The organism is Methylobacterium sp. P1-11, from assembly GCF_008329595.1.
Classification (GTDB): Bacteria; Pseudomonadota; Alphaproteobacteria; order Rhizobiales; family Beijerinckiaceae; genus Methylobacterium.
The window spans coordinates 73,840-97,874 of sequence record NZ_NPKS01000022.1 but is presented as its reverse complement, the minus strand read 5'-3'; the positions used below and the strand labels follow the sequence as shown (position 1 = coordinate 97,874).

23 protein-coding genes and 1 pseudogene are annotated in these 24,035 nt (G+C 67.5%); 9 read left to right on the top strand and 15 right to left on the bottom strand.

The genetic code is table 11. The annotated features are described in order from the left end of the window. Positions 1-55: 55 nt before the first annotated feature. Both CIW48_RS21445 and CIW48_RS21440 read right to left on the bottom strand, forming a co-directional pair. Positions 56-313: a PaaI family thioesterase gene (locus tag CIW48_RS21445; RefSeq protein ID WP_246695358.1), complete on the bottom strand. Its 258-nt coding sequence runs from the start codon at positions 311-313 to the stop codon at positions 56-58. 251 nt (positions 314-564) lie between these two features. Next, positions 565-714 (bottom strand): annotated as a pseudogene (locus CIW48_RS21440) (acetyl-CoA C-acyltransferase); the annotation flags it as partial. 86 nt (positions 715-800) lie between these two features. Here CIW48_RS21440 and CIW48_RS21435 point away from each other — a divergent pair. After that, positions 801-2,059, top strand: a protein-coding gene (locus CIW48_RS21435; protein ID WP_246695360.1) for an IS3 family transposase whose coding sequence is annotated in 2 segments (ribosomal slippage) — positions 801-1,148 and positions 1,151-2,059 — 1,257 coding nt in all. Because the reading frame shifts where the segments join, the coding sequence is not laid out codon by codon here. A gap of 30 nt (positions 2,060-2,089) precedes the next feature. On the opposite strand, the gene CIW48_RS21430 is transcribed toward CIW48_RS21435, so the two are convergent. After that, complete coding sequence (locus CIW48_RS21430) at positions 2,090-2,581, bottom strand: helix-turn-helix domain-containing protein (protein WP_149312591.1); 492 nt, start codon at positions 2,579-2,581, stop codon at positions 2,090-2,092. A gap of 74 nt (positions 2,582-2,655) precedes the next feature. Between CIW48_RS21430 and CIW48_RS21425 the strand changes: the two genes are divergently transcribed. Both CIW48_RS21425 and CIW48_RS21420 read left to right on the top strand, forming a co-directional pair. After that, positions 2,656-3,462, top strand: coding sequence for an SDR family NAD(P)-dependent oxidoreductase (locus tag CIW48_RS21425; RefSeq protein WP_149312573.1), 807 nt, complete (start codon positions 2,656-2,658; stop codon positions 3,460-3,462). 307 nt (positions 3,463-3,769) lie between these two features. Then, positions 3,770-5,212 (top strand): DHA2 family efflux MFS transporter permease subunit, encoded by a 1,443-nt coding sequence (locus CIW48_RS21420; protein ID WP_197739364.1) that lies wholly within the window; start codon positions 3,770-3,772, stop codon positions 5,210-5,212. A 344-nt stretch (positions 5,213-5,556) separates the two neighbouring features. On the opposite strand, the gene CIW48_RS21415 is transcribed toward CIW48_RS21420, so the two are convergent. Further along, positions 5,557-6,006, bottom strand: a complete 450-nt coding sequence (locus CIW48_RS21415; protein WP_149312589.1) for a MarR family winged helix-turn-helix transcriptional regulator — start codon at positions 6,004-6,006, stop codon at positions 5,557-5,559. 233 nt (positions 6,007-6,239) lie between these two features. On the opposite strand from CIW48_RS21415, the gene CIW48_RS21410 reads away from it, so the two are divergent. After that, the gene (locus CIW48_RS21410) at positions 6,240-6,554 is read left to right on the top strand and encodes a hypothetical protein (protein WP_149312572.1); all 315 of its coding nucleotides are present in this window, start codon (positions 6,240-6,242) and stop codon (positions 6,552-6,554) included. 151 nt (positions 6,555-6,705) lie between these two features. Further along, positions 6,706-6,933 (top strand): hypothetical protein, encoded by a 228-nt coding sequence (locus tag CIW48_RS21405; protein ID WP_149312571.1) that lies wholly within the window; start codon positions 6,706-6,708, stop codon positions 6,931-6,933. Between the two features lie 265 nt (positions 6,934-7,198). Here the strand turns inward: CIW48_RS21405 and CIW48_RS21400 are convergent, their stop codons facing one another. From CIW48_RS21400 to CIW48_RS21360, 9 genes are all read right to left on the bottom strand, one after another. Further along, positions 7,199-7,690, bottom strand: a complete 492-nt coding sequence (locus CIW48_RS21400) for a DUF302 domain-containing protein (RefSeq protein ID WP_149312570.1) — start codon at positions 7,688-7,690, stop codon at positions 7,199-7,201. A gap of 285 nt (positions 7,691-7,975) precedes the next feature. After that, a complete protein-coding gene (locus tag CIW48_RS21395) occupies positions 7,976-8,872 on the bottom strand; it encodes an alpha/beta hydrolase (protein ID WP_149312569.1) in 897 nt (298 codons plus the stop codon). 411 nt (positions 8,873-9,283) lie between these two features. Next, entirely contained in the window at positions 9,284-10,240 is a 957-nt protein-coding gene (locus CIW48_RS34170; RefSeq protein ID WP_149312568.1) for a hypothetical protein, read from the bottom strand. A 95-nt stretch (positions 10,241-10,335) separates the two neighbouring features. Further along, entirely contained in the window at positions 10,336-11,514 is a 1,179-nt protein-coding gene (locus CIW48_RS21385; protein WP_149312567.1) for an acetyl-CoA C-acyltransferase, read from the bottom strand. Between the two features lie 33 nt (positions 11,515-11,547). Then, positions 11,548-12,135: a PaaI family thioesterase gene (locus CIW48_RS21380; protein WP_173009344.1), complete on the bottom strand. Its 588-nt coding sequence runs from the start codon at positions 12,133-12,135 to the stop codon at positions 11,548-11,550. A 139-nt stretch (positions 12,136-12,274) separates the two neighbouring features. After that, positions 12,275-13,567: a beta-ketoacyl-ACP synthase II gene (gene fabF, locus CIW48_RS21375; protein ID WP_149312565.1), complete on the bottom strand. Its 1,293-nt coding sequence runs from the start codon at positions 13,565-13,567 to the stop codon at positions 12,275-12,277. Positions 13,568-13,714: 147 nt separating this feature from the next. Further along, positions 13,715-14,257, bottom strand: a complete 543-nt coding sequence (locus CIW48_RS21370) for a TetR/AcrR family transcriptional regulator (RefSeq protein ID WP_149312564.1) — start codon at positions 14,255-14,257, stop codon at positions 13,715-13,717. A gap of 236 nt (positions 14,258-14,493) precedes the next feature. Further along, entirely contained in the window at positions 14,494-17,601 is a 3,108-nt protein-coding gene (locus CIW48_RS21365; RefSeq protein WP_149312563.1) for an efflux RND transporter permease subunit, read from the bottom strand. Further along, positions 17,598-18,683 (bottom strand): efflux RND transporter periplasmic adaptor subunit, encoded by a 1,086-nt coding sequence (locus tag CIW48_RS21360; RefSeq protein WP_149312562.1) that lies wholly within the window; start codon positions 18,681-18,683, stop codon positions 17,598-17,600. The genes CIW48_RS21365 and CIW48_RS21360 overlap by 4 nt, the downstream gene beginning before the upstream one ends. Before the next feature lie 280 nt (positions 18,684-18,963). On the opposite strand from CIW48_RS21360, the gene CIW48_RS21355 reads away from it, so the two are divergent. The 3 genes from CIW48_RS21355 to CIW48_RS21345 are packed head-to-tail and all read left to right on the top strand — an operon-like array spanning position 18,964 to position 20,416. Further along, a complete protein-coding gene (locus tag CIW48_RS21355) occupies positions 18,964-19,185 on the top strand; it encodes a hypothetical protein (protein WP_149312561.1) in 222 nt (73 codons plus the stop codon). 27 nt (positions 19,186-19,212) lie between these two features. Then, positions 19,213-19,464 carry a DUF302 domain-containing protein gene (locus tag CIW48_RS21350; protein WP_348645136.1) on the top strand — a complete coding sequence of 84 codons (252 nt, stop codon included), beginning with the start codon at positions 19,213-19,215 and terminating at the stop codon, positions 19,462-19,464. A 28-nt stretch (positions 19,465-19,492) separates the two neighbouring features. Then, positions 19,493-20,416, top strand: coding sequence for a ketopantoate reductase family protein (locus tag CIW48_RS21345; RefSeq protein WP_149312559.1), 924 nt, complete (start codon positions 19,493-19,495; stop codon positions 20,414-20,416). A gap of 38 nt (positions 20,417-20,454) precedes the next feature. Here CIW48_RS21345 and CIW48_RS21340 read toward each other — a convergent pair whose 3' ends face one another. Next, entirely contained in the window at positions 20,455-20,907 is a 453-nt protein-coding gene (locus tag CIW48_RS21340; protein WP_149312558.1) for a MarR family winged helix-turn-helix transcriptional regulator, read from the bottom strand. Between the two features lie 1,166 nt (positions 20,908-22,073). Here CIW48_RS21340 and CIW48_RS21330 point away from each other — a divergent pair. Next, positions 22,074-22,895, top strand: a complete 822-nt coding sequence (locus CIW48_RS21330) for a hypothetical protein (protein ID WP_149312556.1) — start codon at positions 22,074-22,076, stop codon at positions 22,893-22,895. A 132-nt stretch (positions 22,896-23,027) separates the two neighbouring features. Here the strand turns inward: CIW48_RS21330 and CIW48_RS21325 are convergent, their stop codons facing one another. Further along, entirely contained in the window at positions 23,028-23,999 is a 972-nt protein-coding gene (locus tag CIW48_RS21325; protein WP_246695357.1) for a transporter, read from the bottom strand. Positions 24,000-24,035: the final 36 nt, after the last annotated feature.

Here is a 24,035-nt window from a genome sequence, read left to right as displayed (position 1 = left end):
GGCGGCTCGAATCCGTCGAATGCGGGAGGTCGGCCGTTCGGCGCAGGAATGAATTTTAAGCGTCGGGTTCGGCCGTGTCGACCTGCTGGAATGCCTTTGTCGGTGACCCGCTCGACCCACCCTTTACACAGGCCATGACGGTATCGAGCAGGCTCGCGGTCGCGCCACCATGGATCGAGCCTAGGGGATTGTAGAGGTACTCGCCCGGCTCCATCCGCATCGTCACGCAACCCGCTTCGGCCGAGACGATGTCGATGCCGAGCAGCGCGATCATCGGCGGCGGCGGAACCTCGCCGGCGATGAGGGCACGCACGAACGAGAGACCATCCAGGTCCTACCCGGTGCGTGCCATGAGGCCGGAGTCGGACCATTCCACGACTCGGCGGCGGGACGGTGCGGGCTCGACGGCGACATCGGCGTTCGGTCTTTTCGGGGGTCCCACCTCGTGCAGCAGCGGGGCGGTGGCGAGGGCTGGCAGTTGGGGATGGCCAGGAAGGCTTCGGGGCGGGTCGACGAGGTTTGCGTGCCCCGACCGGTGCGCGCCCTCTTGGGCCGGCTGCCGGATTAAATGGCCTCCAGCGCCAGCGCGATACCTTGACCCCCGCCGATGCAGAGGGTGACCAGTCCACGGCGGATGCCGTCCCGACGCATGGACTGGAGCAGGCGCGTCGTCAGCACCGCGCCGGTTGCACCGATGGGATGGCCATGCGCGATGGGCTGGAGCGCAGCCCGTGAAGTAGCCCCCTAAATGACCGGACAGGGGCTCACGCTTGTGGAAGTGTGTGCCTATGACCGACCGTATGGTGAGTTCTAACGACCCGCCCCACGCCGAGCGCATCGAGGTGATCACCTCCGTCCAGCGGCGTCGGCACTGGACCACGCAGGAGAAGGTGCGCCTCGTCGAGGAGACCTATCTGCCCGGTCAGTCCGTCTCGCTCGTCGCCCGCCGCCACGGGCTGAACGCCAACCAGCTGTTCACGTGGCGTCGGCTGATGGAGCGCGGCGCGTTCACGGCCGCCGGTGCCGGCGAGGAGGTGGTACCAGCCTCCGAGCTTCGTGCTGCCCAGCAACAGATCCGCGAGCTGCAGCGGCTCCTGGGCAAGAAGACGCTCGAGACCGAGATCCTGCGCGAGGCGATGGAGCGGGTCGCCGCCCCCAAAAAGTTGCCCTCGCGCGTGACCTCGTGGCCGGGGGACGGCCGGTGAGCGCGGTGGCTTCGGCTTTGGGTGTGTCGCGCCCGCACCTCGCCTCGTCCAGACAGGGCTACCCCGCCCGGAAGCCCATGGGCCGACGCGGCCGTCCGCCTGCACCCGCCGCTGAGCTACTGGCCGCAATCCAGGCGCTCATCGCAGATCTGCCGACCTACGGCTATCGGCGCGTCCATGCCCTTCTGCGCCGGCAGGCCGAGCGGGATGGGCGGCCCGCGCCGAACGTGAAGCGGGTCTACCGGGTCATGAAGGTGCACGGCCTCCTGCTCCAGCGACATGCGGGGGGAGCCGAGACGCGCCGTCACGAGGGCAAGGTGGCGGTGGCCGCGCGCAACACGCGCTGGTGCTCGGACGGACTGGAGATCGCGGCGGAGAACGGCGAGCGGGTTCGGGTCGCCTTCGCGCTCGACTGCTGTGATCGAGAGGCGATGAGCTACGTGGCGACCACGGCGGGCATCACGGGCGAGGACGTCCGCGACCTGATGGTGGCCGCCGTCGAACACCGCTTCGGGCCGGTCAACCAGTTGCCAAGCCTGATCGAGTGGCTGACTGACAACGGCAGTTGCTACGTCGCCCGCGACACTCGCCGCTTCGCCCGCGACCTCGGGTTGGTACCGAGAACGACGCCGCTGGAGAGCCCGCCGAGCAACGGCATGGCCGAGGCGTTCGTGCGAACCTTGAAACGCGACTACGTGCGTGTCTCGGCCCTGCCGGATGCCGAGAGCGTGCTGCGCCAGCTTCCTGTCTGGCTGGCGCACTACAACAACCTTCATCCTCATCGTGCGCTCGGCTACCGTTCGCCGCGCGAGTTCATCGCCCGATTAACCCAGGAGACCCTGTCCGGTCTTTAAGGGGCAACAACAGCCCGTCCGTCGTAGCTGTCATCGGGGCCGTAAGGCCGGAGCCGGCGTCGACGCAGTGTCAATCGCGGACACGTTCCCATCGCCTGGGCGGAGGAGCCGCGTTGGACGATCCGCAAATCTTTCGCCGGTCTGCGCGTCGACGACGACCGCCGTGATCTCTTCGCCGGTCTTGGCGTCAACGATGCGGCTCAGAGGTCCTCCAACATGATGTCGACGCTCCCATTCGCCGAGCGCGAACAGCACGGGAAGAAAGTCCCGGCCGGATACCGAAAGCACATACTCGTCTCGTGGCGGCCGCTCGTTGTAGCGCCGCTTCTCCAAGAGGCCGGCATCGGTCAGCGCCTTGAGGCGCCGGGACAGGATGTTGGGTGCGATCCCAAGGCTCGTCCGGAACTGGTCGAAGCGCGTCTGTCCGGCGGATGCATTCCGCAGGACCAGCATGCTCCAGATGTCACCGACACGCGCTAAGCCATGTGCGATTGGGCACGTGCTTGATGAAAGTTTTTCGATGTCCATTGCAAAAGAATAGCGACTCGCTACTCATTTGCAAGCGACGTCCGGCACGGGCGCCGGGAGACATCGACATGAGCATGCAAGCGAAGGGGACTGCGGTCGTCACCGGAGCGTCGTCCGGGATCGGAGCGGTTTATGCGGACCGTCTCGCCGCCCGTGGCTACGATCTCGTCGTGGTGGCGCGCGACGTAGGGCGTCTGGTTGCCCTGGCCGCCAGGCTAAAGCAGGCCACGGGGCGAACCGTGGAGGTCATGAGGGCTGATCTCACGAATCGTGAGGACCTGCGGGCCGTCGAGGCGAAATTTGCGGACGATCCCTCGATCACGCTCCTCGTCAACAACGCGGGCATGTCCCTGCACGGCGGCCTGCTCGACAGTGATCCGATGGCGCTGGAGCGCTTGATCGCCCTGAACATCACGGCCCCCACGCTTCTCGCGGCCGCGGCCGGCAAGGCCTTTGTCGCCCGGGGTACCGGCGGGATCATCAACATCGCGTCCGTGCTCGCGCTCGCACCCGAGATGTTCGATGGCGTCTACAGTGGATCCAAGGCGCACCTGCTCAACCTCACTCTGTCCCTCGCAAGCCAGACGAAGGACACGGGCGTGCGGGTCCAGGCCGTGCTCCCGGGTGCGACCCGGACCGAGATCTGGGAGCGGTCGGGCAAGGACATCGACGCATTCCCCGCCGAGATGGTGATGGGGGTGGACGACCTGGTCGACGCCGCCCTGGTCGGGTTCGACCACGGCGAGATCGTGACCATCCCACCGCTTCCGGATGAGGGCCAATGGAAAGCCTTCGACGAGGCCCGTCTGGCGATGGGACCGAACCTGTCGAAGCGGGACGTCGCCGGACGCTATCGCACCCCGGTCGCGGCCTGAGTTCGTTCCGCCGGCGCCGTGGTCCGGGGGACACGAAGGTCGCCTGAAGGTGATGCTCGGCACCGGTCCAAGGCCTGCGGCTCGGCGGCGCGTATCCGTCGCGCATGGGTACGCGTCGATGCTCCGCCGACGCGGTCTCGCCTCGCGCAAGGCCGGCACGCAGGAGTGTGCTGGCCTTGTGGAAGCGAGGATCCCGGCGATCCGGGCCGGGCCGCCCGCCCCGGTTTCGATGCACCGAGCTGCAGCGCGCCGCCGGTCGACGATCCCGATGAAATGTCCCGTCGGGCAGTGGTAATTGGAGACGACGATGCACCCTGGTGAGCTCGCCGCGAGTTCCGTCGACCCCATCGCCGAAGGCGAGTCGCCCGTTCCAGCGGAGGCGCGGATGGCTCGGCCGAACCAAGTGCTCGCAATCGTCTGCGTCGGCATCGTGCTGGCCAACCTCGACCTGTTCATCGTCAACGTCGCGTTGCCGGACATCGCCCGGGACTTCCGGGGTGCGGACCTGCAGCAGCTGTCCTGGATCCTGAATGCCTACGCCATCGTCTACGCGGCGCTGCTGGTGTTCTTCGGACGGCTCGCCGAACGCTATCGCCGCGACGCCAGCTTCCTGCTCGGCGTGGCGCTGTTCACGCTCTCCTCGGCGGCCTGTGCCGCGGCGACGAGCGTCGGGATGCTGGTGGCATTCCGCATTGTCCAGGCCGCCGGCGCCGCGCTGATGACGCCGACGTCGCTCGGCCTCCTGCTCGCGACCTTCCCGGCCGAGCGGCGCGGTCACGCGGTGCGGACCTGGACGGCCATCGGCGGCTTCGCCGCGGCGCTGGGCCCCGTCATCGGCGGCCTGCTCGTGGCGTGGAGCTGGCGCTGGATCTTCATCGTGAACGTGCCGATCGGCGTCTTCGCACTCGTCATCGGCATACGGAAGCTGCCGTCCATCCCCGGTCACGCCGTGCGCCGGCCGGATGCCTGGGGCGCGCTGCTCGTCACGCTCGGCGTCGGCCTCCTTACCTTCGGGATCATGAGCTCGGCTGAGTGGGGCTGGGCATCGGGCGCCACCATCCTGACGCTCGCCTCGGCGGTTGTCCTCCTGGCCTTGTTCGTCGTCGATTGCCTGCGGTCGGACAACCCACTGGTCGACCCGAAGCTGTTCCACATCGTACCGTTCACCGGCGCGGCGCTGATCCTGGCGCCATACTCTGTCGCCTTCGGCGCCATGCTGCTGTCGATTGCGCTCTGGCTTCAGGAGGGCTGGGGCTGGTCGGGACTCAAGGCCGGCCTGACCATCGCGCCGGGGCCGTTCCTCGTTCCAGTAACGTCGCTTCTGGTCGCGGGCCCTCTGATCGCCCGGATCGGTCAGGCGGCCGTCGTGGCGCTCGGCATCGTCCTGTTCGCCGGCGGCCTGATCTGGTGGGCTCTCGTGCCGGGGCTCGACCCCAACCTTCCCGCAGCGCTTGTCGGCATGACGTTCCTCGGCGTTGGCGTCGGGCTGGCCTTCCCGACGCTGATGGGCGCCGGGACGGCCGCGCTACCCCCCTCGTCCTTCGCCACCGGCTCGGGCGTCTTGAACATGGCACGCCAGACCGCCCTCGCTCTCGGCGTGGCGATCTTCGTCGCTGTGACGGGCACGCCGGGCACGCCAGCTGCTCGGTTGGTCGCCTTCGAGCACACGTGGTGGTTGATGGCGGGTTTGACGCTCGCTTGCCTCCTCCCGCTCGCGCTCCTGAGGTCACCGCGTTCGCACGCCCGATGACAAGCACCGTCAACTTAGTGCGGTGAGCGCCCGTGAGCCGCCCGCGTGCTGGGGCACCCTCGGTACCTTGCCCGCCCCTCGTTCGAGATCCTTTGGCAGAGTCCGCATGTCCCTTCCCGTGTTAGATGTCTCCGTCCCCGTGCTCGCGCGCGGGCTGACGACCCTTTGGACCCTGCTCGACACCCGAGGGCAGGCAGACGAGGCTTCGGGAGTTCGTCCGGGATTGGTTGTCGACCTTTCGGACCGCTGAGGGCACGGTAAGGGTTTGGTGCCGTATGAGCGCAAGGCTTGCGCCGATCAGGGCATTCCGGATCAGCTAGACGAGTTGGGACAGCCGGGCCTGCTCACGTCGACAGCGCGTCAACGGCGGAACGGAAAGCCTTCTGACCGACCTTGCCGAGCTGGCCCGCGCAGGCCGCCTGGGCGTTCTCCCATAGGGGGTACGCCCGTGCCAGGAGCGCTCGGCCCTCGTCCGTTGGCACGACGCGCCTGATGCGCCGGTCCTCGGCGTCGGGCTGGATCGCGAGGAGCCCGCGACGTTCCAGGGGCTTCAGGTTGGCGGTGATGGTCGTGCGGTCCGACGCCAAGTCGTGCGCGAGGGCGCCGATGGTCGGTGCCTCGTCGCGGATAAGCATCATCAGCAACGTGAACTGCCAGTTTGACAGTCCCGTTGGACGGAGGGCGGCATCATACCGACGCCCGATGGCGCGCGCCGCCCTTTGGGCCGCGAAGCTGAAGCAGGTTTGCTCGACAGCCGCCGCGATGGTGGGGGTCAGGTCGGCACCGGGCGCCATGGGAAGCTCCCCAGAAAAAGTTGATACCAACAATATGAGGATCATCGCCGCCTCTTGCAATCTCTGATGGCGGAAATCCACCAGTCCCGCCAAAAGAGTTGATATCAACTAATGTGCGACAGCGCACAGCGGTGCGTGAAATAAGGTTTATATCAACGTAATCGCAGCGAGTCGAGGAGCCGGTCCACAGGGATCACGCCACTGCCGACGCTCACCTGACAAGGAGAACCCCGATGACCGTTCGATCCGCCCTCGCAGCCGCAGCTGTCGCCGTCAGCCTGGCCGCCATCGCCGCTCCGGCCCTGGCCCAGGAGGCACAGACGTTCGAGGCCTGGGGACACACCTTCAATGTCCCGGGCTCATCCCTGGGCGTGCCCGCCGCGGCGTCCGGCAACCGGGCCGCGACTGCCAAAACCTTCGTCGCTCCCGAACGTGCCTACGCTTCGGGCCTGGCGGCGTCGTCAGGCGCGAGCGCGACCGCGGGTGACAGACAGGCAAGCCGGACCATCAACGTCTGGGGCGCGAGGCTCAACGCTCCGAATTACTGAAACGTCTCCACCGAAGATCGCCAAGCGCCGCAAGCAAGACGGATGTCATTGATGAGTACGTCAATGACATCCGCTGGGACCTCGGCATTCGGCAAAGCATATCTCAATTGAACCGGGGCTCCAGCCCTGTGCATCTCAAAGGAATGGTGCCATGAACATGCGCTCGCTCGTTCTCTCCGCCGCCGCGACCGCCACCCTGGCCGGCGCGGCATCGGCGGACGACCGCATCCACGTCATGCCGCCGCTCTATCGTGAGCAGGCCCGCACCACGGCGGCGGTGCATCCGACCTCGGAGTTGACGACCACGCCCTCCGTGGTGCCGCCCGCTGCCGCATCCCGGCCCGTCGTCGCCGAGGCCGGCAGCGTGGTGAACCGCTGAGGCGCCACCCTCGGCCTCCGGGTGGCGAGGGCTCTTGAGCCATGATCGGCGCGTGGGACATCGCCAGAGGCGCGCCGGATGGGACCGGCGTGCAGAGCCATCGTCGCGGCCCCGACCGTGACCCGGTCGCGCCGTCGACAGGCCAGAGACCAGGACACGTCACGACCGGTGGTCCCGGATCGCGTCACGAACGCTCGCCGGCGCCTGCGTGCCGGAACCGTCCGAGACCATCGTGTGGCCCTGTCTTCCCTGGACGCTTCACGTCTCAGGTGGACGCAGCCACCAGCGCCTCCCGCAGGCGTCCGTCGAGTTCGCCCGCCACCGCATCGACGTCCTTGTCGCCGAACTGACCGAAACTGTTCCTCGGCCGGTCGTACTCGAAGACGGCGCGTCCGTCCTGATCCTCGCTCAGAAGTACCCTGATCGGGGCGTAGAGCGCGGACGAGAGGACGTGTCGCGTCATCATCGAAGCCGTGAGCGGGTTGCCGATGTCGTACTGGATCGCCCGGCGTTGCAGTCCGGCGACCTGCAGCAGTTGGCCATGATTTCGCGTGCCGAAGATCGAGAGGGGTGCCTGCCTCCCCAGAAGATCGCGGGCCGCATCAACCTTTCCGGCGGCCAGAAGCTGAACGTAGGCATTGTCAATCAAGGACAACGCGGCCTCCAACGCCGCCCGCACCGCCTCGAACGGCTTCGCTGACCGGATCGTGACGTGCTCGGTCGTGACGGGAACGGACGAGATCTCGGGGTTCTTCATCGGGTCTCCTGCTCCTCCTAGAGAATGCCTGGCACCATGAGCGGTGTTACCGGCAAGCACGAAGGCTCCACTGCCGAACAACACGGTTCGGCGCGATGGGCCGGTGGTCGCCCGAGAGATCCGCGAACCTCCCGGGAGCGGTTTGAAATACGGCCCCTGCTCGTCGCCTCATGGCGCACCGTCAGGTCGCCGGGTGGTCGCCTCCGTCTCGCGGCGTTCGATGACCGCCGTCGGCAGGAAACCGGCGAGACCATGGTGGCATCGGACATATCGAGCTTTCGACGTTCAGTTCTTCGCCGCGGAAATGATGATGCTCGCCCAGTCCTGAGGGCGCTCAAGCGCGCTGAAGTGGCCCGTGCCTGCGAGGGTCATCACCTTCGGCGCGGGTACGCTTCGCTCGACGCCGGCGCGATCCGCAAGGGAGGACCAATCGTGGTCGCCCCAAACGAGTGTCACGGGAACCTTGATCGCGCCGTATCGCGAACGGGCCGCGACGAAGCTCGGAAGCGCCTTGAGCAGCCGCCGCATGCCCTTCCCGTAATCCCGACGCATGCCCACACGCGAGATCTCGTCGAGCAGGTCGTCGGGCAGCTTCCTCGGGTCGGCGAAGCCGCCCTTGAGGATGCCGCCGGTGATCGAACGGTTCTCCTTCGACGCGAACACCGGGCCGATCAGAGGGGCGCGCACGCCCTTTATGATGACCGACGCGAGGAGGTTGGCCCGCTCCAGGCCGGGCAGGTAGTCGTAGGTGTTGAAGGCCACGACGCGGTCTACCCCGTCCCCGAGTTCCGCCGCCAGCGAGAGCGAGAGCGTGGCGCCTATCGACTCGCCGGCCAGTATCGGACGGCGGAGGCCGAGCACCTGCAGGAACTCCCTGAGCTGCGCCCGGAGCGTCGGCTCATCCTTCGGGCGCTCCGGCAGGAGGTCGGACCAGCCAAATCCCGGCAGGTCGAGGGCGTAGACGGTGAAGTGCCGCGACAGTAGGGGGATCACGAACTGGAAGATGTCCAGTTGCGTGCGCACTGTGTGCGTCAAGACGAGATGTGGCCCTTCGCCGGATCGGACGTAGCGCACCCGGGTCCCATCCTTCAGCGTGGCGTAGGCGATGTCCCCGGAGTGAAGCCAGCGGCGCGTGTACTTCCGAGCATCATCCTCCACGGTATCGATCGTTACTTGCGACATCACAACGGCTCCCTTCGGCAAACAGACCTTCGCGACCATCTCGCGCTTGTTGAGAGCCCGGCCTCCGATGCCGCCCAACGTCGGTGCTTCCTCGTCGATGGCGGGCGAACCGTTCACGGTGGGCATGACGACCCCGCCGGTCTCGACTGGGCGGCAAGAGGCGGGAGGCCGGTCCGAGCGCGCAACTCGGCCATCTCGGCTTCGAGTCGCGAGATGCGTCGGTCGTGGATCTCCGCCTCGGTCGTGGCCAGGGCGGCCTCCATCGCTCCGAGCCCCTCGCGAAGGCTTCGCCAAGTAGCCGGCGAGAGCAGTTTCCGAACCGTGGACCCGATCATGGCCATGTCCTCGCTTGCGTGCGGCGGGTTCTGGAGCGGCCGGAATGCGTGACGCTTCCAGAGTCCCGGGGGGCGCCTACTTCACGTCGGCGGAGCGCAGGTGGAAGCTCGGCGCCTCCCGGCCGTCCTTGGACGCCGCGGAGAGCAGCGACAGCTGGCCCTCGGCGACCCAGATCCTGTGGCCCACGACCGTCACGCCCGTCGGGCCGGCGAACTGCGCGATGGGTTCGATCCGCGCTTGGTCGCCCGAGACGGTGACCCGGCTCAAGGCGCCACTGCCCTCGACCATCACGAAGCCGTCACGGAACGGGCGCAGCCCGTCCGGGAACTTCAGGGCCCGCGTCGTTCCGAGCCTGGTGACCGGGCCGGTGACGCCGTTCGTCACGCCGATGCGGAACATCTCCCCGCCCAGGAAGGTGTTGACGTACAGGTTCCCGTCGGTCCCGAAGGCGATGCCGTCGAGCCCGTTCTTGAGCGCGTCGTCCTCGACGAAGACCTCGAACGCCGTGGCGCCCGGTTTAAGCCTCAGGATCCGGGGGGCGAACGTGTCGGTGACGTAGAGCGCGCCGTCCCCGTCCAGGGCGAAGTCGTTCGCCAGGGCCTTCCCGCCCGGCAGCCGGACGCTCATCTTGAGTGCGCCCGTCGCGAGGTCGAACGCCTTGACCCACCCGCCTTCCGTGGCAGCCGGTCCGGGTGCGCCGATGGCCGTGGCGTCGTTCGAGGCGACCCAGAGGTTGCCGCGCCGCTCGTCGGCCAGGAGGCCGAAGGTCGACCGCGTCCCATGCTCGCCGGGTTTCAGGAAAAGCGTCGCCGCCCCGCCGCCCGCGATCCTCAGAACGCCTCCATCGGCGATGCTGCTGACGAAGAGCGTGCCGTCGGCGAGGGACGTCACGCTCTCCGGGAAATGGGTGGTGTCCGGCAGCCGTATCGCAGTCGGCCCATCCGCGGCGGCCGCGGGCAAGGCCGCCCAGGCAATCGCCAGCGACAGCACAGTAATCCTGAGCGCGTGCCGGGCCGTCTCGATGCGTATCATGGCATGACCTCTTCGTTCGCCGGGTGGCGGGGCGGTTCGGGTCCGGAGCACCTCGCCGAAGCCCGTAAGGCCAAGCGCAGCTTGGAATAGGCCCGTCAGGTGGCCTCGACCGCGAGCGCGATGCCCTGTCCCCCGCCGATGCAGAGCGTGACCAGGCCGCACCGGATGCCGTCGCGACGCATGGAATGGAGCAGGCGGGTCGTCAGAACCGCGCCGGTCGCGCCGATGGGATGGCCGTGTGCGATGGCGCCACCCTCGACGTTGACGATGTCCTCGGGCAGGCCAAGCTCCTTGGCGACGGCCAGGGGCACGACCCCGAAAGCCTCGTTGATCTCGAAGCGCTCGACGTCGCCGAGCGACCACCCGGCACGCTCCAGCGCCTGGCGGACGGCCGGCACCGGACCCAGGCCGAACAGGCCCGGCTCGCAGGCCCCGATGCCGTAGGCGACGAGCCGCCCGAACGCCTCCAGGTTGTTGGCCTCGGCGAAACCCCGCTCGGCCACGAGCATCGCCGCCGCACCGGAGTTCAGGCCGGGCGCGTTGCCGGCCGTGATCGTCCCGTCCTTGCGGAAGGCGGGCTTAAGCTTCGACAACGTGTCGACGGTGGTCTCCGGCCGTGGCGCCTCGTCGAGAGCGAAGGTCTCCACCCCCTTGCGACCCTTGATCTCGACGGCAACGATCTCGGCATCGAACGCGCCGGTGGACCGAGCTTTCTCGAACCGCGCCTGGGAGCGGGCCGCCCAGGCATCCTGGGCATCGCGGCCGATCTGGGCGCGCGTCGCTAGGTCCTCGGTGTGCCACCCGGAGTGCTCGCCTGAGAAGGCGTCATTGAGCCCGTCGCTCAACATGCTGTCGAGGATCAGGGCATGGCCCATGCGGTGGCCCCAGCGCCCGCCCTCCATCAGGTACGGCGCCCGGTCCATGTTCTCCATGCCACCCGCGACCGCGACGTCGTGGTGGCCGAGCCGGATCTCGTCCGCCGCCGTCGCTATGGCCTGGGCGCCGGAGCCGCAGACGCGGTTCACCGTCATGGCCGGCACCGAGACCGGCACGCCCCCGTTCACTGCGGCCTGGCGGGCCGGGTTCATGCGGTTCCCGGCTTGGACGACGTTGCCCATCGTGACGCTTTCGAGCCTGCCCGCGTCGAGCCCCGAACGACGGAGCGTCTCGCGGATCGCGACCGCGCCGAGCTCGGTCGCGGTGATCCCCTTCAGGCTGCCGCCGTAGCCGCCGATGGCGGTCCGAACGGGGTTGCAGAGGACGATGTCACGCATGGTCGGGCCTCCAAAGCCAGGGTGAGCGAGGGGTCAGGAGATCTTGAACCAATCAGAGACGTCCCACGTCCGGTCAGGCTTCTCCGGGGAGACTTCGTGGGGCTTCTCCACGACGAGGCCAGTCATCGTTGCCGTGGCGCAGGCCTGGCCGTCGGCATCGGTGAGGTGCGCTTCTGCCACCGCCCGCCGCTCGCCGATGTCGAGGGTTTGCGCCACCGCGGTCAGGGTCCCTGACGCGGCCGTGAGCGGACGCAGGTAGCTGATCCGGGTGTCCAGCGTCGTGTATGTCCGTCCGGCTGGCAGGGCGGACTGGATCGCGGAGCCGAGCGCCAGGTCTAACAGGGCTGCCACGGCGCTACCGTGGGCCGGCCCGACGGGATTGTAGAGGTAGTCGCCCGGCTCCCGACGCAGCGTCGCGCCGCCGTCTCTGATCGAGACGAACTCGATGCCGAGCAGGGCCATCGCAGGCGGCGACAGGATCTCGTTCGCGGCCATGGCGCGGAGCAGGTCCAGGCCAGAACCGGTGCCGACGCGACCGGTTTCACCCTGCGCTTCGGGCACGTCGATGCTCGTGTTGCCGTCGGACGATGTCCGGTCAGCGGCCAGGTTGACGCTGCTCATCGGGTGCGAACTCCCATACCGTGCCGGGCCAGTCAGGACGAGGTCCATACAGCGACCCACGTCCAACTTAATATTATGACTGACATCTATTTGAGTATGGATGACGCGTCAACCGCCATGAGGTTCCAGTCGCGCCTGACTAACTTCCGGGCGCGAAGGCCTCCTTCCCCGTGGGCATCCGTCTCAGGACGATGCTCGCGTTCACGCCCCCGAACCCGAAGCCGTTCGACAGCGCGTAGTCCACGGGTGCCCGGCGCGCCATCGGACCGATCAGGTCCAGGCCGGCTGCGGCCTCGTCGGGGTCGGTGAGGTTGAGCGTGGGGGGCAGGACGCCCTCGCGCAGCGCCTGAACTGTGATGACCGCCTCCAGGCCACCGGCGGCCCCGAGGAGGTGACCGGTCGCGGATTTCGTCGACGAGATCGCCGGGCCGCCTTCGCCGAAGACGGATCTGAGCGCCGCCAATTCCCCGGCATCGCCGACCGCGGTCGCGGTCGCGTGGGCGTTGACGTAGCCGATGGCGGCGGGTTCGAGCCCCGCCATGGCCAGGGCCGTGGTGATCGCCTGCCGCGCCCCGCTCCCATCGGCCGGGCCGGCGGTCAGGTGATAGGCGTCGGCGCTCGTACCGTACCCGACCAACTCGGCCAACGGAGCGGCGCCGCGCGCCTGCGCATGGGTCAGCGTCTCCAGCACGAGGATGCCGGCGCCCTCGCCCATGACGAAGCCGTCGCGGCGCCGGTCGAACGGGCGCGAGGCTTCGGACGGGGTCTCGTTGAAGGCGGTGGAGAGGCTGCGCGCTGCCGCGAAGCCTCCGAGCGCCACGCGGGTGACGCAGGCCTCGGCGCCGCCGCAGACGACGACATCCGCCTCGCCGGCGCGGATGAGGCGCATGGCGTCCCCGATGGCCTGGACGCTCGCCGCGCAGGCGGTGACGGGCGCGCCGAGCGGTCCCTTGAAGCCGTACCGGATGGAGACGTGGCCGGCGGCCAAGTTGACTAGGAAGGACGGAACGGTGAAGGGCGACAGGCGCTGCGCGCCGCGGGAGCGTACGGTCTCCACCGCGTCGGTGATGCTCTGGAAGCCCCCGATGCCGGAGGCCACGATCGTCGCGGTGCGGACGCGTTCCGCCTCGCAGGAAGGGATCCAGCCAGACTGTCGAAGCGCTTGGTCCGCGGCCGCCAGCGTGAACTGGATGAAGCGGTCCATCTTGCGGCGGTCCTTCACCGGGATGAGCAAGTCCGGATCAAACCCGTCCGGGTCCTCGTCCCTGGACGGCACGAGCCCGGCGACCTTTGCGTCGATGTCGGGGACGAGGTCGTCCGGCAGGCGCCGCAGCCCGGACCCGGATGCGACGAGCCTGCGCCACATGCCCTCGACGCTGCAGCCGAGGGGGGACACGACGCCCATACCGGTGACCACGATCCGTTCGCGCATGTATGTCCTCTCGCAGAGCTCGTGCGCGCGGGGGCGGCGCACGGCACAGATGGATCCCGACAGGCCGGGTCCCGGCATTCCTTCAGGTCGTCAGGGACGCACTGCCATCAAGCGCGAGCCGTCACGGCCGGCCCGGTCCCATGGATGTCATGCCGAGACGGAAGTCTGCGCCGCCTCGATCAGCTCGGTCGCCAACGCCTCGTCGTCGACAGCCCGCGCCAGGACGACGGCACCGACGATCGTCGATAGCGTCGCCAGCGACCGTTGCCTGCGGCGCTCCTTGGCTGCCCTGGGCGTCAGGCCGGCGAGGATGGAGGCCATGCGCTCGACCCCCTGTGTGAAACGCGCGCGGAGGGGGCCGCCCCGCGGCTCCCGCGCGACGTCGTTCGCCAGTGCGGCGAGTGGACAGCCCATCCCGGGTGACCGGACGTGCGCGAGGGAGAGATAGTTGGCGATGATGGTATCGACGGTCCCGCGGTAGTCCTCATCCAGCGCGGTATCGAACGCCTCGGCCGCGAGCGCTTCCTTGTTGGCGAACTGACCGTAGAAGCCGCCGTGCGTGAGGCCGGCGGACGCCATGATGTCGACCACGCCGACGCCATTGATGCCACGCTCCCGGAACAGCGACGCGGCGACCTCGACGACGCGTCGGCGGTTGATCTTGGCCTGTTCCTGCGAGACCCTGGGCATTGCCTGATCCTCCGGCTTTCGTGATGTGCATATAGATGTATTGTGTCATCTAAAGAAGTGCGATCGGTGCAAGGCAGGCCGATGCTGCCGCGTGGGGCGAGCTGATTTCGAGACGACTATCGGCCGGCCTGCGTAGGGGGACTTGGTCGCAAGCCGGCCGATGCACCGCGCGTTCGGTCGCTGAACGCGCGATCCCAGAATGTTTCGCCATCGGGACATCGACCCGTGTCTCTGGATCAAGGCTCCGCCTGAACCGGCATCGCGTCGGATCCGGATGCGACGCAAGTTGCGACGGGCGCCCGTCTGACCCGGAACCACAGGGCGTAGAGGGCCGGCAGGAACAGCAGCGTCAGGAGCGTGCCGACGCCGACGCCTCCAATGAGGACGTAGGCCAGCGCGCCCCAGAACACCGAGTGCGTCAGCGGGATGAAGGCCAGCATCGCGGCCGCCGCCGTCAGGATCACGGGACGCGCCCGCCGCACCGTGGATTCTACGATGGCCTCGTAGTCCGACAGCCCCGCGGCCCGGTCGTGGTGGATTTGATCCACCAGGATCAGGGTGTTGCGCATCAGGATGCCCGACAGCGCAATCAACCCGAGGATCGCGTTGAAGCCAAACGGCTGGTGGAAGACGAGCAGCGTCGGGGCGGCGCCGACGAGCCCGAGCGGCGCGGTGGCGAACACCATGAACATGGTCGAGAACGAACGGACCTGCAGCATGATGACCGTCAGCGTCACGATCAGCATCAGCGGAAAGACCGCGACCAGGGCGTTCATCGCCTTCGCGCTTTCCTCCACCGCGCCGGCCGTGTCGATGCGGTAGCCGGTCGGCAGTTTCGCCTTGATCGCGTCGAGCTCGGGGAAGATCTGCGCGTGGACGTCCGGCGGCTGTTTCCCGTCGAGTACGTCGCCCTGCACGCGGATGTAGGTCTCGCGGTTGTAGCGCTTGAGCACCGCGTCCTCGTTACGGGTCTCTAGATGCGCGACCTGGGAGAGCGGCACCTGCTTGCCGTCGTGCGTGGTCAGCGTCAGGTCGCCGATGTCGCCGAGCGAGCGCCGCTCGGGACCGGGGCTGCGCAGGAGCACGTCCACGGAGCGCAGGTTCTCGCGGACCTGGGTGGCGGGCGTCCCGTTGAGGTAGCTCTGCAACTGCTGGCCGGCCTCCTTAGGCGTCAGGCCGATCAGGCGCAGGCGCTCCTGGTCGAGGACGAGGTGCTGGCTCGGGGTCCTGTCGCCCCAGTCGAGGTGGACGAGGCGCATGTTGGGGTTCGCCATCATGACGTCGCGGACCTGCTCGGCGATGCCGCGGATGACGTCGGGGTCGGGTCCCATCACGCGGAATGCCACGGGGAAGCGGATGGGCGGGCCGAACACGATCTGCAACACGCGCACCCGAGCCTCCGGGAAGAGCCCGTCGCTCACGAGCTTGCGCAGCTTGATCCGGAGCGCGTCGCGGGACGCGGCGTCGGAGGTCTGGACGACGATCTGCGCGAAGGCTGGGTCGGGCAACTCGGGGTCGAAGGACAGGACGAAACGCGGCATGCCTTGCCCGATGTAGCTCGTGATCTCGCGCGCCTCCGGCATTTGCCGGACGGCCGCCTCGACCTTCCTGACGCTCGCCTCGGTCGTCGAGAAGGCGGAGCCGGTCGGCAGCGTCACCTCGACGATGAGCTCCGGCCGCTCCGAGTTCGGGAAGAACTGCTTCTCGACCTTGCCCATTCCGACGACGGCGAGGGCGAACAGCCCGACCGTGATCCCTGCCGCCAGCCACTTGTGGTCGACGGAGGCCCGGACCACGCGGCGCAGGCGCTCGTAGTTTTTGGTGGCGTAGATGGCCTCGTGCCCGCCCTCCACCTTCTTGATGTCGGGCAGGAGCTTGACGCCGAGATAGGGCGTGAAGGTCACCGCTACGATCCAGGAGATGATCAGCGAGAAGCCGACCACCCAGAAGATGTTGCCGGCGTACTCACCAGCCGTGGAGGCGGCGAAGCCGACCGGCAGGAAGCCCGCGATGGTGACGAGGGTGCCGGTGAGCATCGGCGCCGCGGTGGCGCTCCAGGCATGGGTCGCGGCCTCGACGCGGTCGACGCCCTCCTCCATACGCACCACCATCATCTCGATGGCGATGATTGCATCATCCACGAGCAGGCCGAGAGAGATGATCAGGGCGCCGAGCGTGATGCGGTCGAAGTCGCGGCCGGTGACCATCATCACCACGAACACGGCCGCGAGCGTGATCGGGACCGCCAGCGCCACGACGATGCCGACCCGGAAGCCCAAAGCCACGAGGCTGACCACGATGACCACCGAGAGGGCGGTGAAGAACTTGACCATGAACTCGTGGATGGCGTCGTCGATGACCTTCGCTTGATCGGTGATCTTCGCGAACGTGATGCCGGCGGGCAGCTCGTGGTGGATGGCCACCTCCTCGGCGTTGAGCGCCTCGCCGAGCGCCAGGCCGTTGAAGCCCGGCTTCATCACGAGGCCGAGCATCAGGGCCGGCTCGCCGTCGTTGCGGATCTCGAAGACCTTCGGGTCCTCGTAGCCGCGCTTCACCTCGGCGATGTCGCCGAGCTTGAGGCTGCGGTCGCCGACCGCCACCGGCAGGTTGCGGATCGTGTCGAGACCGTCGATGGCGCCGTCCAAGCGCAGGTAGACGCGCGGGCCGGCGGTCTCGACGAACCCGGCCGGGGTTACGTCGTTCTGGTTGGCCAAGGCCGCGAGCAACTGCTGTCCGGTGATGCCGAGGGTGGCTAGGCGCTGATAGGAGATCTCGACGAAGATCTTCTGCGCCTGCTCGCCGAGGATGTTGATCTTCTCGACACCGGGCACGCGCAGCAGGCGCTGGCGCAGGTCCTCGGCGCGGAGCACGAGGTGCCGGTGCGGCAGGCCTTGGGCCTGAAGGGCGTAGAGAGCGAAGTAGACGTCCGAGAACTCGTCGTTGAACAACGGGCCCATCACGCCCCGCGGCAGGCTGGAGGCCTGGTCGGAGAGCTTCTTGCGGGCCTGGTAGAACTCTTCCTGCAGCTTGGCCGGCGGCATGCTGTCCTTGAAGTAGACCTTCATCAGCATGAGACCGGGGCGGACCGTGGTCTCGACGCGGTCGTAGTAGACGAGTTCCTGCAGGCGCTTCTCCAGCGGGTCGGCCACCTGCCGCTGGATCTCCGAGGTGGTCGCGCCGGGCCAGGCGGCCGAGACCGACATGGTCTTCACGGTGAAGGCCGGATCCTCGGCGCGGCCGAGCTTCTGAAAGGCGAAGAAGCCCGCGGCGGTCACCGCGATGATGAGGAAGAGCGTGACCGCCCGCTCCCGGACCGCCAGCGCGGACAAGTTGAAGCCGTTCATCGGGCGACTCCCGTCAGGCTCGGGGGGGCTTGGCGCACCGTCTCTCCGGCCTTCAGGAGATGGGCGCCGAGCGACACGATGCGGTCGCCCGGGCTGAGGCCGGACACGACCTCGGCACCTTCCTCGGACATGCGAGCGACCGAGACTGGTTGGGCGGAGACGGTCCGCGTTGCAGCATCGAACTTCCAGACCGCTGAACCCTGCCCCTGGTCGAACAGGGCCCCGAGCGGCACCTCGACCGATGTGGCGCGTCCGGTTTCCGCCGGCTTGAGCCGAAGCGTCACGGTCGCGCCGAGGGGCGCGTCCTCGCCGCCGCCCGAGAGGATGTATCGTGCCCTGTAGGTGCGGGTGGCCGCGTCGGCGGTGGCGGACAACTCTCGCAGCCGTGCCGGATAGGTGGTCTCGCCCTCTGCGTAGAGCGTCGCCGACGCCGCGCCCTGCGCCAGGCGCCGGCTCGCCTCCGGCAAGAACACCTCCGCTTCGCGGGCGCCATCACGCGCCAGCTTGACGACGGTCTGGCCGGCGGCGACCACCTGACCTGGCTCAGTCGGGACCTCCATGACAACGCCATCGGCATCAGCCTGGAGCTCGGAATACCCGGCTTGGTTGGCGACCTGGCTCGCCTGGGCCTCCGCGTTGGCGAACTGGGCGATGGCCGCGTCCGCCGCGGCCTTGTTCTGGTCGTAGGTCTGCTTCGAGGTCCAGCCGTCCCCGACGAGCCTGCGGCTGCGCTCATCGTCGGCTTTGGCCTTGATCATCTGCGCGCGGGCCGCCTCGACCGAGGCGCGCGCCGCGTTGAGGGCCAAGGTGAAGTCGGTCCGATCGAGACGCATCAGGGGCTGCCCGAGCCGGACGTGGTCCCCCGGGTCGACGAGGCGCTCGAAGATCTTGCCGCCGACCCGGAAGCCGAGGTTGCTCTCGGTACGGGCGCGGATGACACCGGTGTAGCGCGCGACGGCGCCGACGCCCGGGGCGACCGCGATGGTCTGGACTAGGGGCGGCTCCGGGGGCACTGCGGTCTCGGCCGGCGAGCATGCTGCCAGCGACAGCGGGGTCAGCACAAGGAAGGCCTTGAGGTCCATCGCACCGCTCCTCCACGGCCGTTCCCGACCGCAACATTCATTATGTGAGACATTTATTTTGATGCGAGACGGACGTCAATGCCGCCGCTGTCCGGTCTTCCTCGTCGGCGTGCCAGAGCGCACAATGTCGGCCGGCTGGCGGTTCGGACAGACCTCCGGGACGAAGTGAGGTGGCGTGATCGATACGAGCCGCTCAAAATCGGCTTGTCGAATAGGGGTAATTGCACATATTTGATCCGACGGGTGCCCTGCCCGGACGCGTGATCACGGACGAACGAAGATGATCCAGGAACTGCGGGTCCAACACATCGAGCACGTCACCACGCGGTCGTTCGAGAAGGTCGTCGCCGCCTTCGAACACGCCGTGGGGTCAATCGAGGAGGCCGGCTGGCCGGCACTCCCAGGCGGTGCGCGAGACGAGGGGGAGTTCCGGAGCCGCGTTGAGGAGCATCTTGGACCGAGCGGCTTCACCCGCTTCCTCACGCTCGACCACGGCGACTAGCTCAAGCTCTACGGGCAAGATGCCAAGGTGATGATGTACACCCTCGGCAACCCGCTCATCGCCATCACGATGCTGCGCCATGACATCCGGGCCGGCCTCAACGTGCCCGTCCGGCTCGTCATCTACCATGACGAGGCCTCGGGCACGACGCGCCTCGCCTACGACGTGCCCTCCACGCTGATGGGCAACATCGCGGATGAAGCGTGCCTCGCTGCGGCCGGAGGCCTCGATGCCAAGCTCGCCGCCCTCGCGGAACAGGTGACCGGCACCACGGCGTAAACTCGCTGTCGCTCAACAGGAGAACACCATGCGCCTGCTCGTCGTGGGTGCCGGATCAACCGGCGGTTACATCGGGGGCCGGCTCGCCCAAGCGGGCCGGGACGTGACCTTCCTCGTTCGACGGGGCCGCGCCGAACGGCTGCGTCGCGACGGCCTCAGGATCGTCAGCCCAGTCGGCGACGCGACCGTCGAGCCGCAGCTCGTGACCGCCGACACCCTGGACGAAACCTTCGACGCCGTCCTGCTATCGGTGAAGGGCTTCCAGCTCGATGCGGCGCTCGACGACCTCGGCCCGGCCGTGAGGCCGGAAACGATGATCCTGCCGGTGCTGAACGGCATGCGGCACATGGAGATCCTGGCGGAGCGTTTCTCGCCCAGGAACCTGGTCGGTTGCGCCCTCAAGATCGCGACCATTCTCGACGACGAGGGACGCGTGGTGCACCTCACGCCACTTCAGGATCTCGCCTACGGGGAGCTTGACGGCGGCACGACGCCACGCATCGAGGCACTGCACGACCTGATGCAGGCGGGCGGCTTTCAGCCACGCCTGTCCCATGAGATCCGCCGCGAGATGTGGGAGAAGTGGATCCTTCTGGCGACCATCGGTGCCGTGACCTGCCTGATGCGCGGGCCCATCGGGGAGATCGAGGCCGCGCCCGGCGGTACGGCATTCGCGCTCGATGTCCTCGACGAGGCCGTCGCGACCGTCCGGACCATAGGCACCGGCCCCTCGGAGGCTTTTCTGACTGCAACGCGCGATCAACTGACCGCCAAGGGCTCACCCCTTACCTCCTCGATGTACCGAGACCTCCTGAAGGGACGCCCGGTCGAGGTCGAGAACATCATCGGCGACCTCGTCCGCGCCGCAGCGGGGGCCGGCATCGAGACGCCGCTGCTGGCCGCCGCCTACACGCATCTCTCGGTCTACCAGAACAGGCTCGGAAACGCCTGAGACAAACCGACTCCACCCGTTGTCCGGCAACGACACGCCTAGCGCGTCGTACCCGCCGGATCCGGGAGATCGGTCGTGGTAACCTGGCGCATCAGGCTTCTGAGACCGGCCGCCTCATCCTGCCCGAAGCTGGCATGGAAGCCTTCCTCGGCGGACTTCCAGAACGGCTTGGCCGAGCCGAGGAGCGCGCTCCCCTCCGGGGTGAGCGCCACGACCCGTTTCCGGCCATCACTCGTCGATGGCCAGACGGTCAGGAGACCGCGCCTTTCCAGTGGTCGCAGGAGATGGCCCAGGGTCGAGCGATCCATGACCAGAAGCGCGGCGAGCTGCTGGACGGACGGCTCGCCGTGGCGGTCGACCTTGGCCAGGATGGAATACTGGTTGAGGCCGAGGCCCGTGGGCGCCAGCACGCCGTCGTAGAGACGCGTCAGGTGCCTGGCCGCCTGCCTAAGGGCGGAGCAACTGCAAGCCTCCGGTGGCAGGTCGTCCATATGTGCCTCTTGCTCCGATGGCGTCCACGGCCTCTTGCCTGCATAGAGATGGCGGCAATTGCCCCTATTCGCAATGAAGCAATCAAGGTCCGCTCGAGTCGGGACGGGAAACGAGGTCGATTGTGGATAGGCGTCGAACCGTGACCCTCGCATAATTGCCGTTAACTGTGTGATGAAAAGAGAACATATAAGCTTTGATCGGGGTCGCGATCGGCGCCGATTGCGACCCTGCTTCTCAGATAATTTTTCGAAAAATACAATGACTTAAGCAGATTTGGGGAAGGGCTCATCTTTCGACACCGATCCACACTTCAAGAAGACCAATCAGCCTTCATGAGACACGTGCTGAGAGCCTGGGTCTCACGTGGAACGAGCGTCTGCTTTCGGGAACGCGGTTGACCCCGACAAATGGCTGAATTGGGCGCAAAGCCGAATGGCCGGTTTTGCGAGCATAAGTGGTCCAGCGTGGCGTGATCTGGCCGAAAGCGGCTGGTCTGCTTTCAGCGCCTGAACCTAATGAAGCGGACCTTCCAAGCAGCTCAACCCGACGTCTGAGTGCGCTTCGCGTCTACGGTCGATAGCCGTCTTCCGAACTTGCCAATCGGACGGCCCGAAGTACGGCTGGACGTCGACGATCAGGAGAACCTGTTTCAGGGGGAAGCCGAACCGTGCACAATCATCGACCGGCAGCGGGATAGTCGAGGTCAGTCCCCAGAAACCCTTTCGGCTTCGTAACCGTAACAATCCCCGCGCGCGCCATCACGGCGCATGATGGCGGGTCACCGATTTGCGAGGACAGCTTCCCTACCCAGAGACTGCGATGGGTTGTTCCGAACGACGCGGCCTGGCGAGGCTCATGCTCCGGTATCCGGAGCGCCGAGCTGCATTTCGCCGCAAGGCCGCGGATGATCCCTACTTCCTGGAACTGTGCGAGGCCTACGAGGCAGCGTGCGAGGCGGCGGAGTATTGGTCCAAATCGAGCGAGCCGGTCGCAGCGGATCGTACGCACGAATACCGAGCGCTTGCCAGCGAGGTCGAGGAAGACATACTCCGCAAAGCGGTGTAAGCCTTTAACATGAATTTAGGCTCGCTTCGCGAAAGCGCGTGGGCTGATCTGAAGTTGCAGGCAGTATCTCCCGGTTCGGTCGCAGTTTGCGGGGGTTCCGATGGACACCGGCCCGTCGTCACCGATTGCATCCGCTACGTTCGCGGGTTTTGACGTCGAGGAAGCCGTGCGCGCCCTCGTAGATGGAGGCGCCCTCCGCCTGTCCGAACGAAATCGCCGCTTCCTGGCCTTCGTGGTCCACGAGACCCTGTGCGGGCGCTCCGAACGCATCAAGGCCTACGCCATCGGCGTGGACGTATTCGGGCGCGGCCCCTGTTTCGATCCGAGCACGGATCCCATCGTCCGCATCGAGGCGACCCGGATTAGGACCGCACTGGCGGCGTATTACGAAGGTCCTGGCGCGAACGACCCGTTCCGCATCGTCCTACGCCCTGGCTCGTACATCCCCGAATTCGAGCTCGCCAAACCGGTGCCATTGTCGGTCCCGGAACCGGTCGAGCAGGAACCAGACGCGGTTCCTGTCCCACCCGACATGGCCAGGATCTCCCTGGTCGTCATCCACCGGACCAACCGGCGTGACCGGTGCGCGATGGCGACCGGTGAGATGTACGTGCAGGCGGTTGTTCGGGCCGCCGCAGGCCACGGGTTCCGGGTCTTCGTCATCCCGCATCCCGAGCGCAGGGCTGCTGCCCAGACCATCCAGGACCTTCTCGGGTGTTCCACGGCGGTCTTCGCACTCGAAATCTCCGTGCACGGGATAGCCGAGGGTCGACGTTATGCCTGGTCGCTCTCCGACCTGCGCAGCGGAGAGATTCGTGGTTCGGACTTCGTCGATCAAGTAGATGAGGAACCGCCGGCGGCCACACGGATAAACACGCGGGCCGAGGCGGTCGCTCGCCGGGTCGCGAACGTCGTCCTCTGAGGTCGGCCGAGGCGCCGGCAAGCCCTCTGAAGGCTTGTAACGGTTACAGCTCTGGCGCGTTGAGAGAAGCTCCCGAGCGCTCCCTTCTTGGCGTTCCCGCCAACCTCGTTCCAGCAGAGCCCTGCCGCGCGGTCAGAACTTGGCCATCAGCGGCTTGGCTTCCTGGGCTGCCTTCGGTGGTGCCACCCAGAGCGGGAACGAGACCTCAAGGAAGCCGATGGTGCCCTGGAAGCGGTTCTCCACCTCGACCTCACGCAAAATCTTGATGCGGGCCGAGACCGGGATGCCAGCGAACGGAGCGGTCAGGCCGACCGTCCCGCCAACCGCCGTGACCCGACCCTTGAACGGCCCGAGCCGGGCACCGGGACCGCTATCGCCCGTGAACTGCTGGTAATGCGAGGCGATAACGCCGACCGACAGCTCCTTGGTCAGGTACTTCGAGGCCGAGACGTCGACGTGGAACTCGTCCCCCGACGTGTACCGCGTCGCCGGGTTCGTCCCGTTGAGCGTGAAGCCGGCGGCGGCGGAGAGCTCGATCCCGAGCGCAGGGTCGAGGTACGTCGCGGCGGCCGAGATGTCGCCGATGTAGCGGTTGAGAGCGATGTTAGAGAGCTCTCCGGGCTCGTAGCCCCCGCCCGGGATGCTGAGGACGCCCGCCAGCTTCCAGTGCCAGTTGCCGGAATGCCAGCCGAGGCTCGCCGACACGATGGGGTCGCCAGGGTTCAGGGTCGCGTCACTCACGCTCGCACCAAGCGGACCGCCGCGGGCGCGGTTGATGAGAGGGCCGTCTAGCAGCACGCCGGCGCGCACGGCCGGCTCGCCGAACGGCATCACGAAGGCGAACGCGAGATCGCCGCCGAGGACCTGGACCGGCGTAACCCAGAGGGCGGTCGCGAAGTTGGCGACGATGTTCGCGTTGACGTTTCCGACGATGTTGCCCCCGAGCTGCGTCGTCCGGTTGCCCCCGAATTTGCCGTTGTAGAAGTAGGTATCGCTGTCGAAGTAGAGGCCCGGCGGCGGCACGACGCCCCCGAGGGGAACGGCCTGACCTTCGATGTAGAAGCTGAGGCCGCCCTCGGCAGCCTCGGCCGCCGAGGAGGCCATCAAAGCTCCAAGGATCAAGCCGCCGGCGAGGCGACG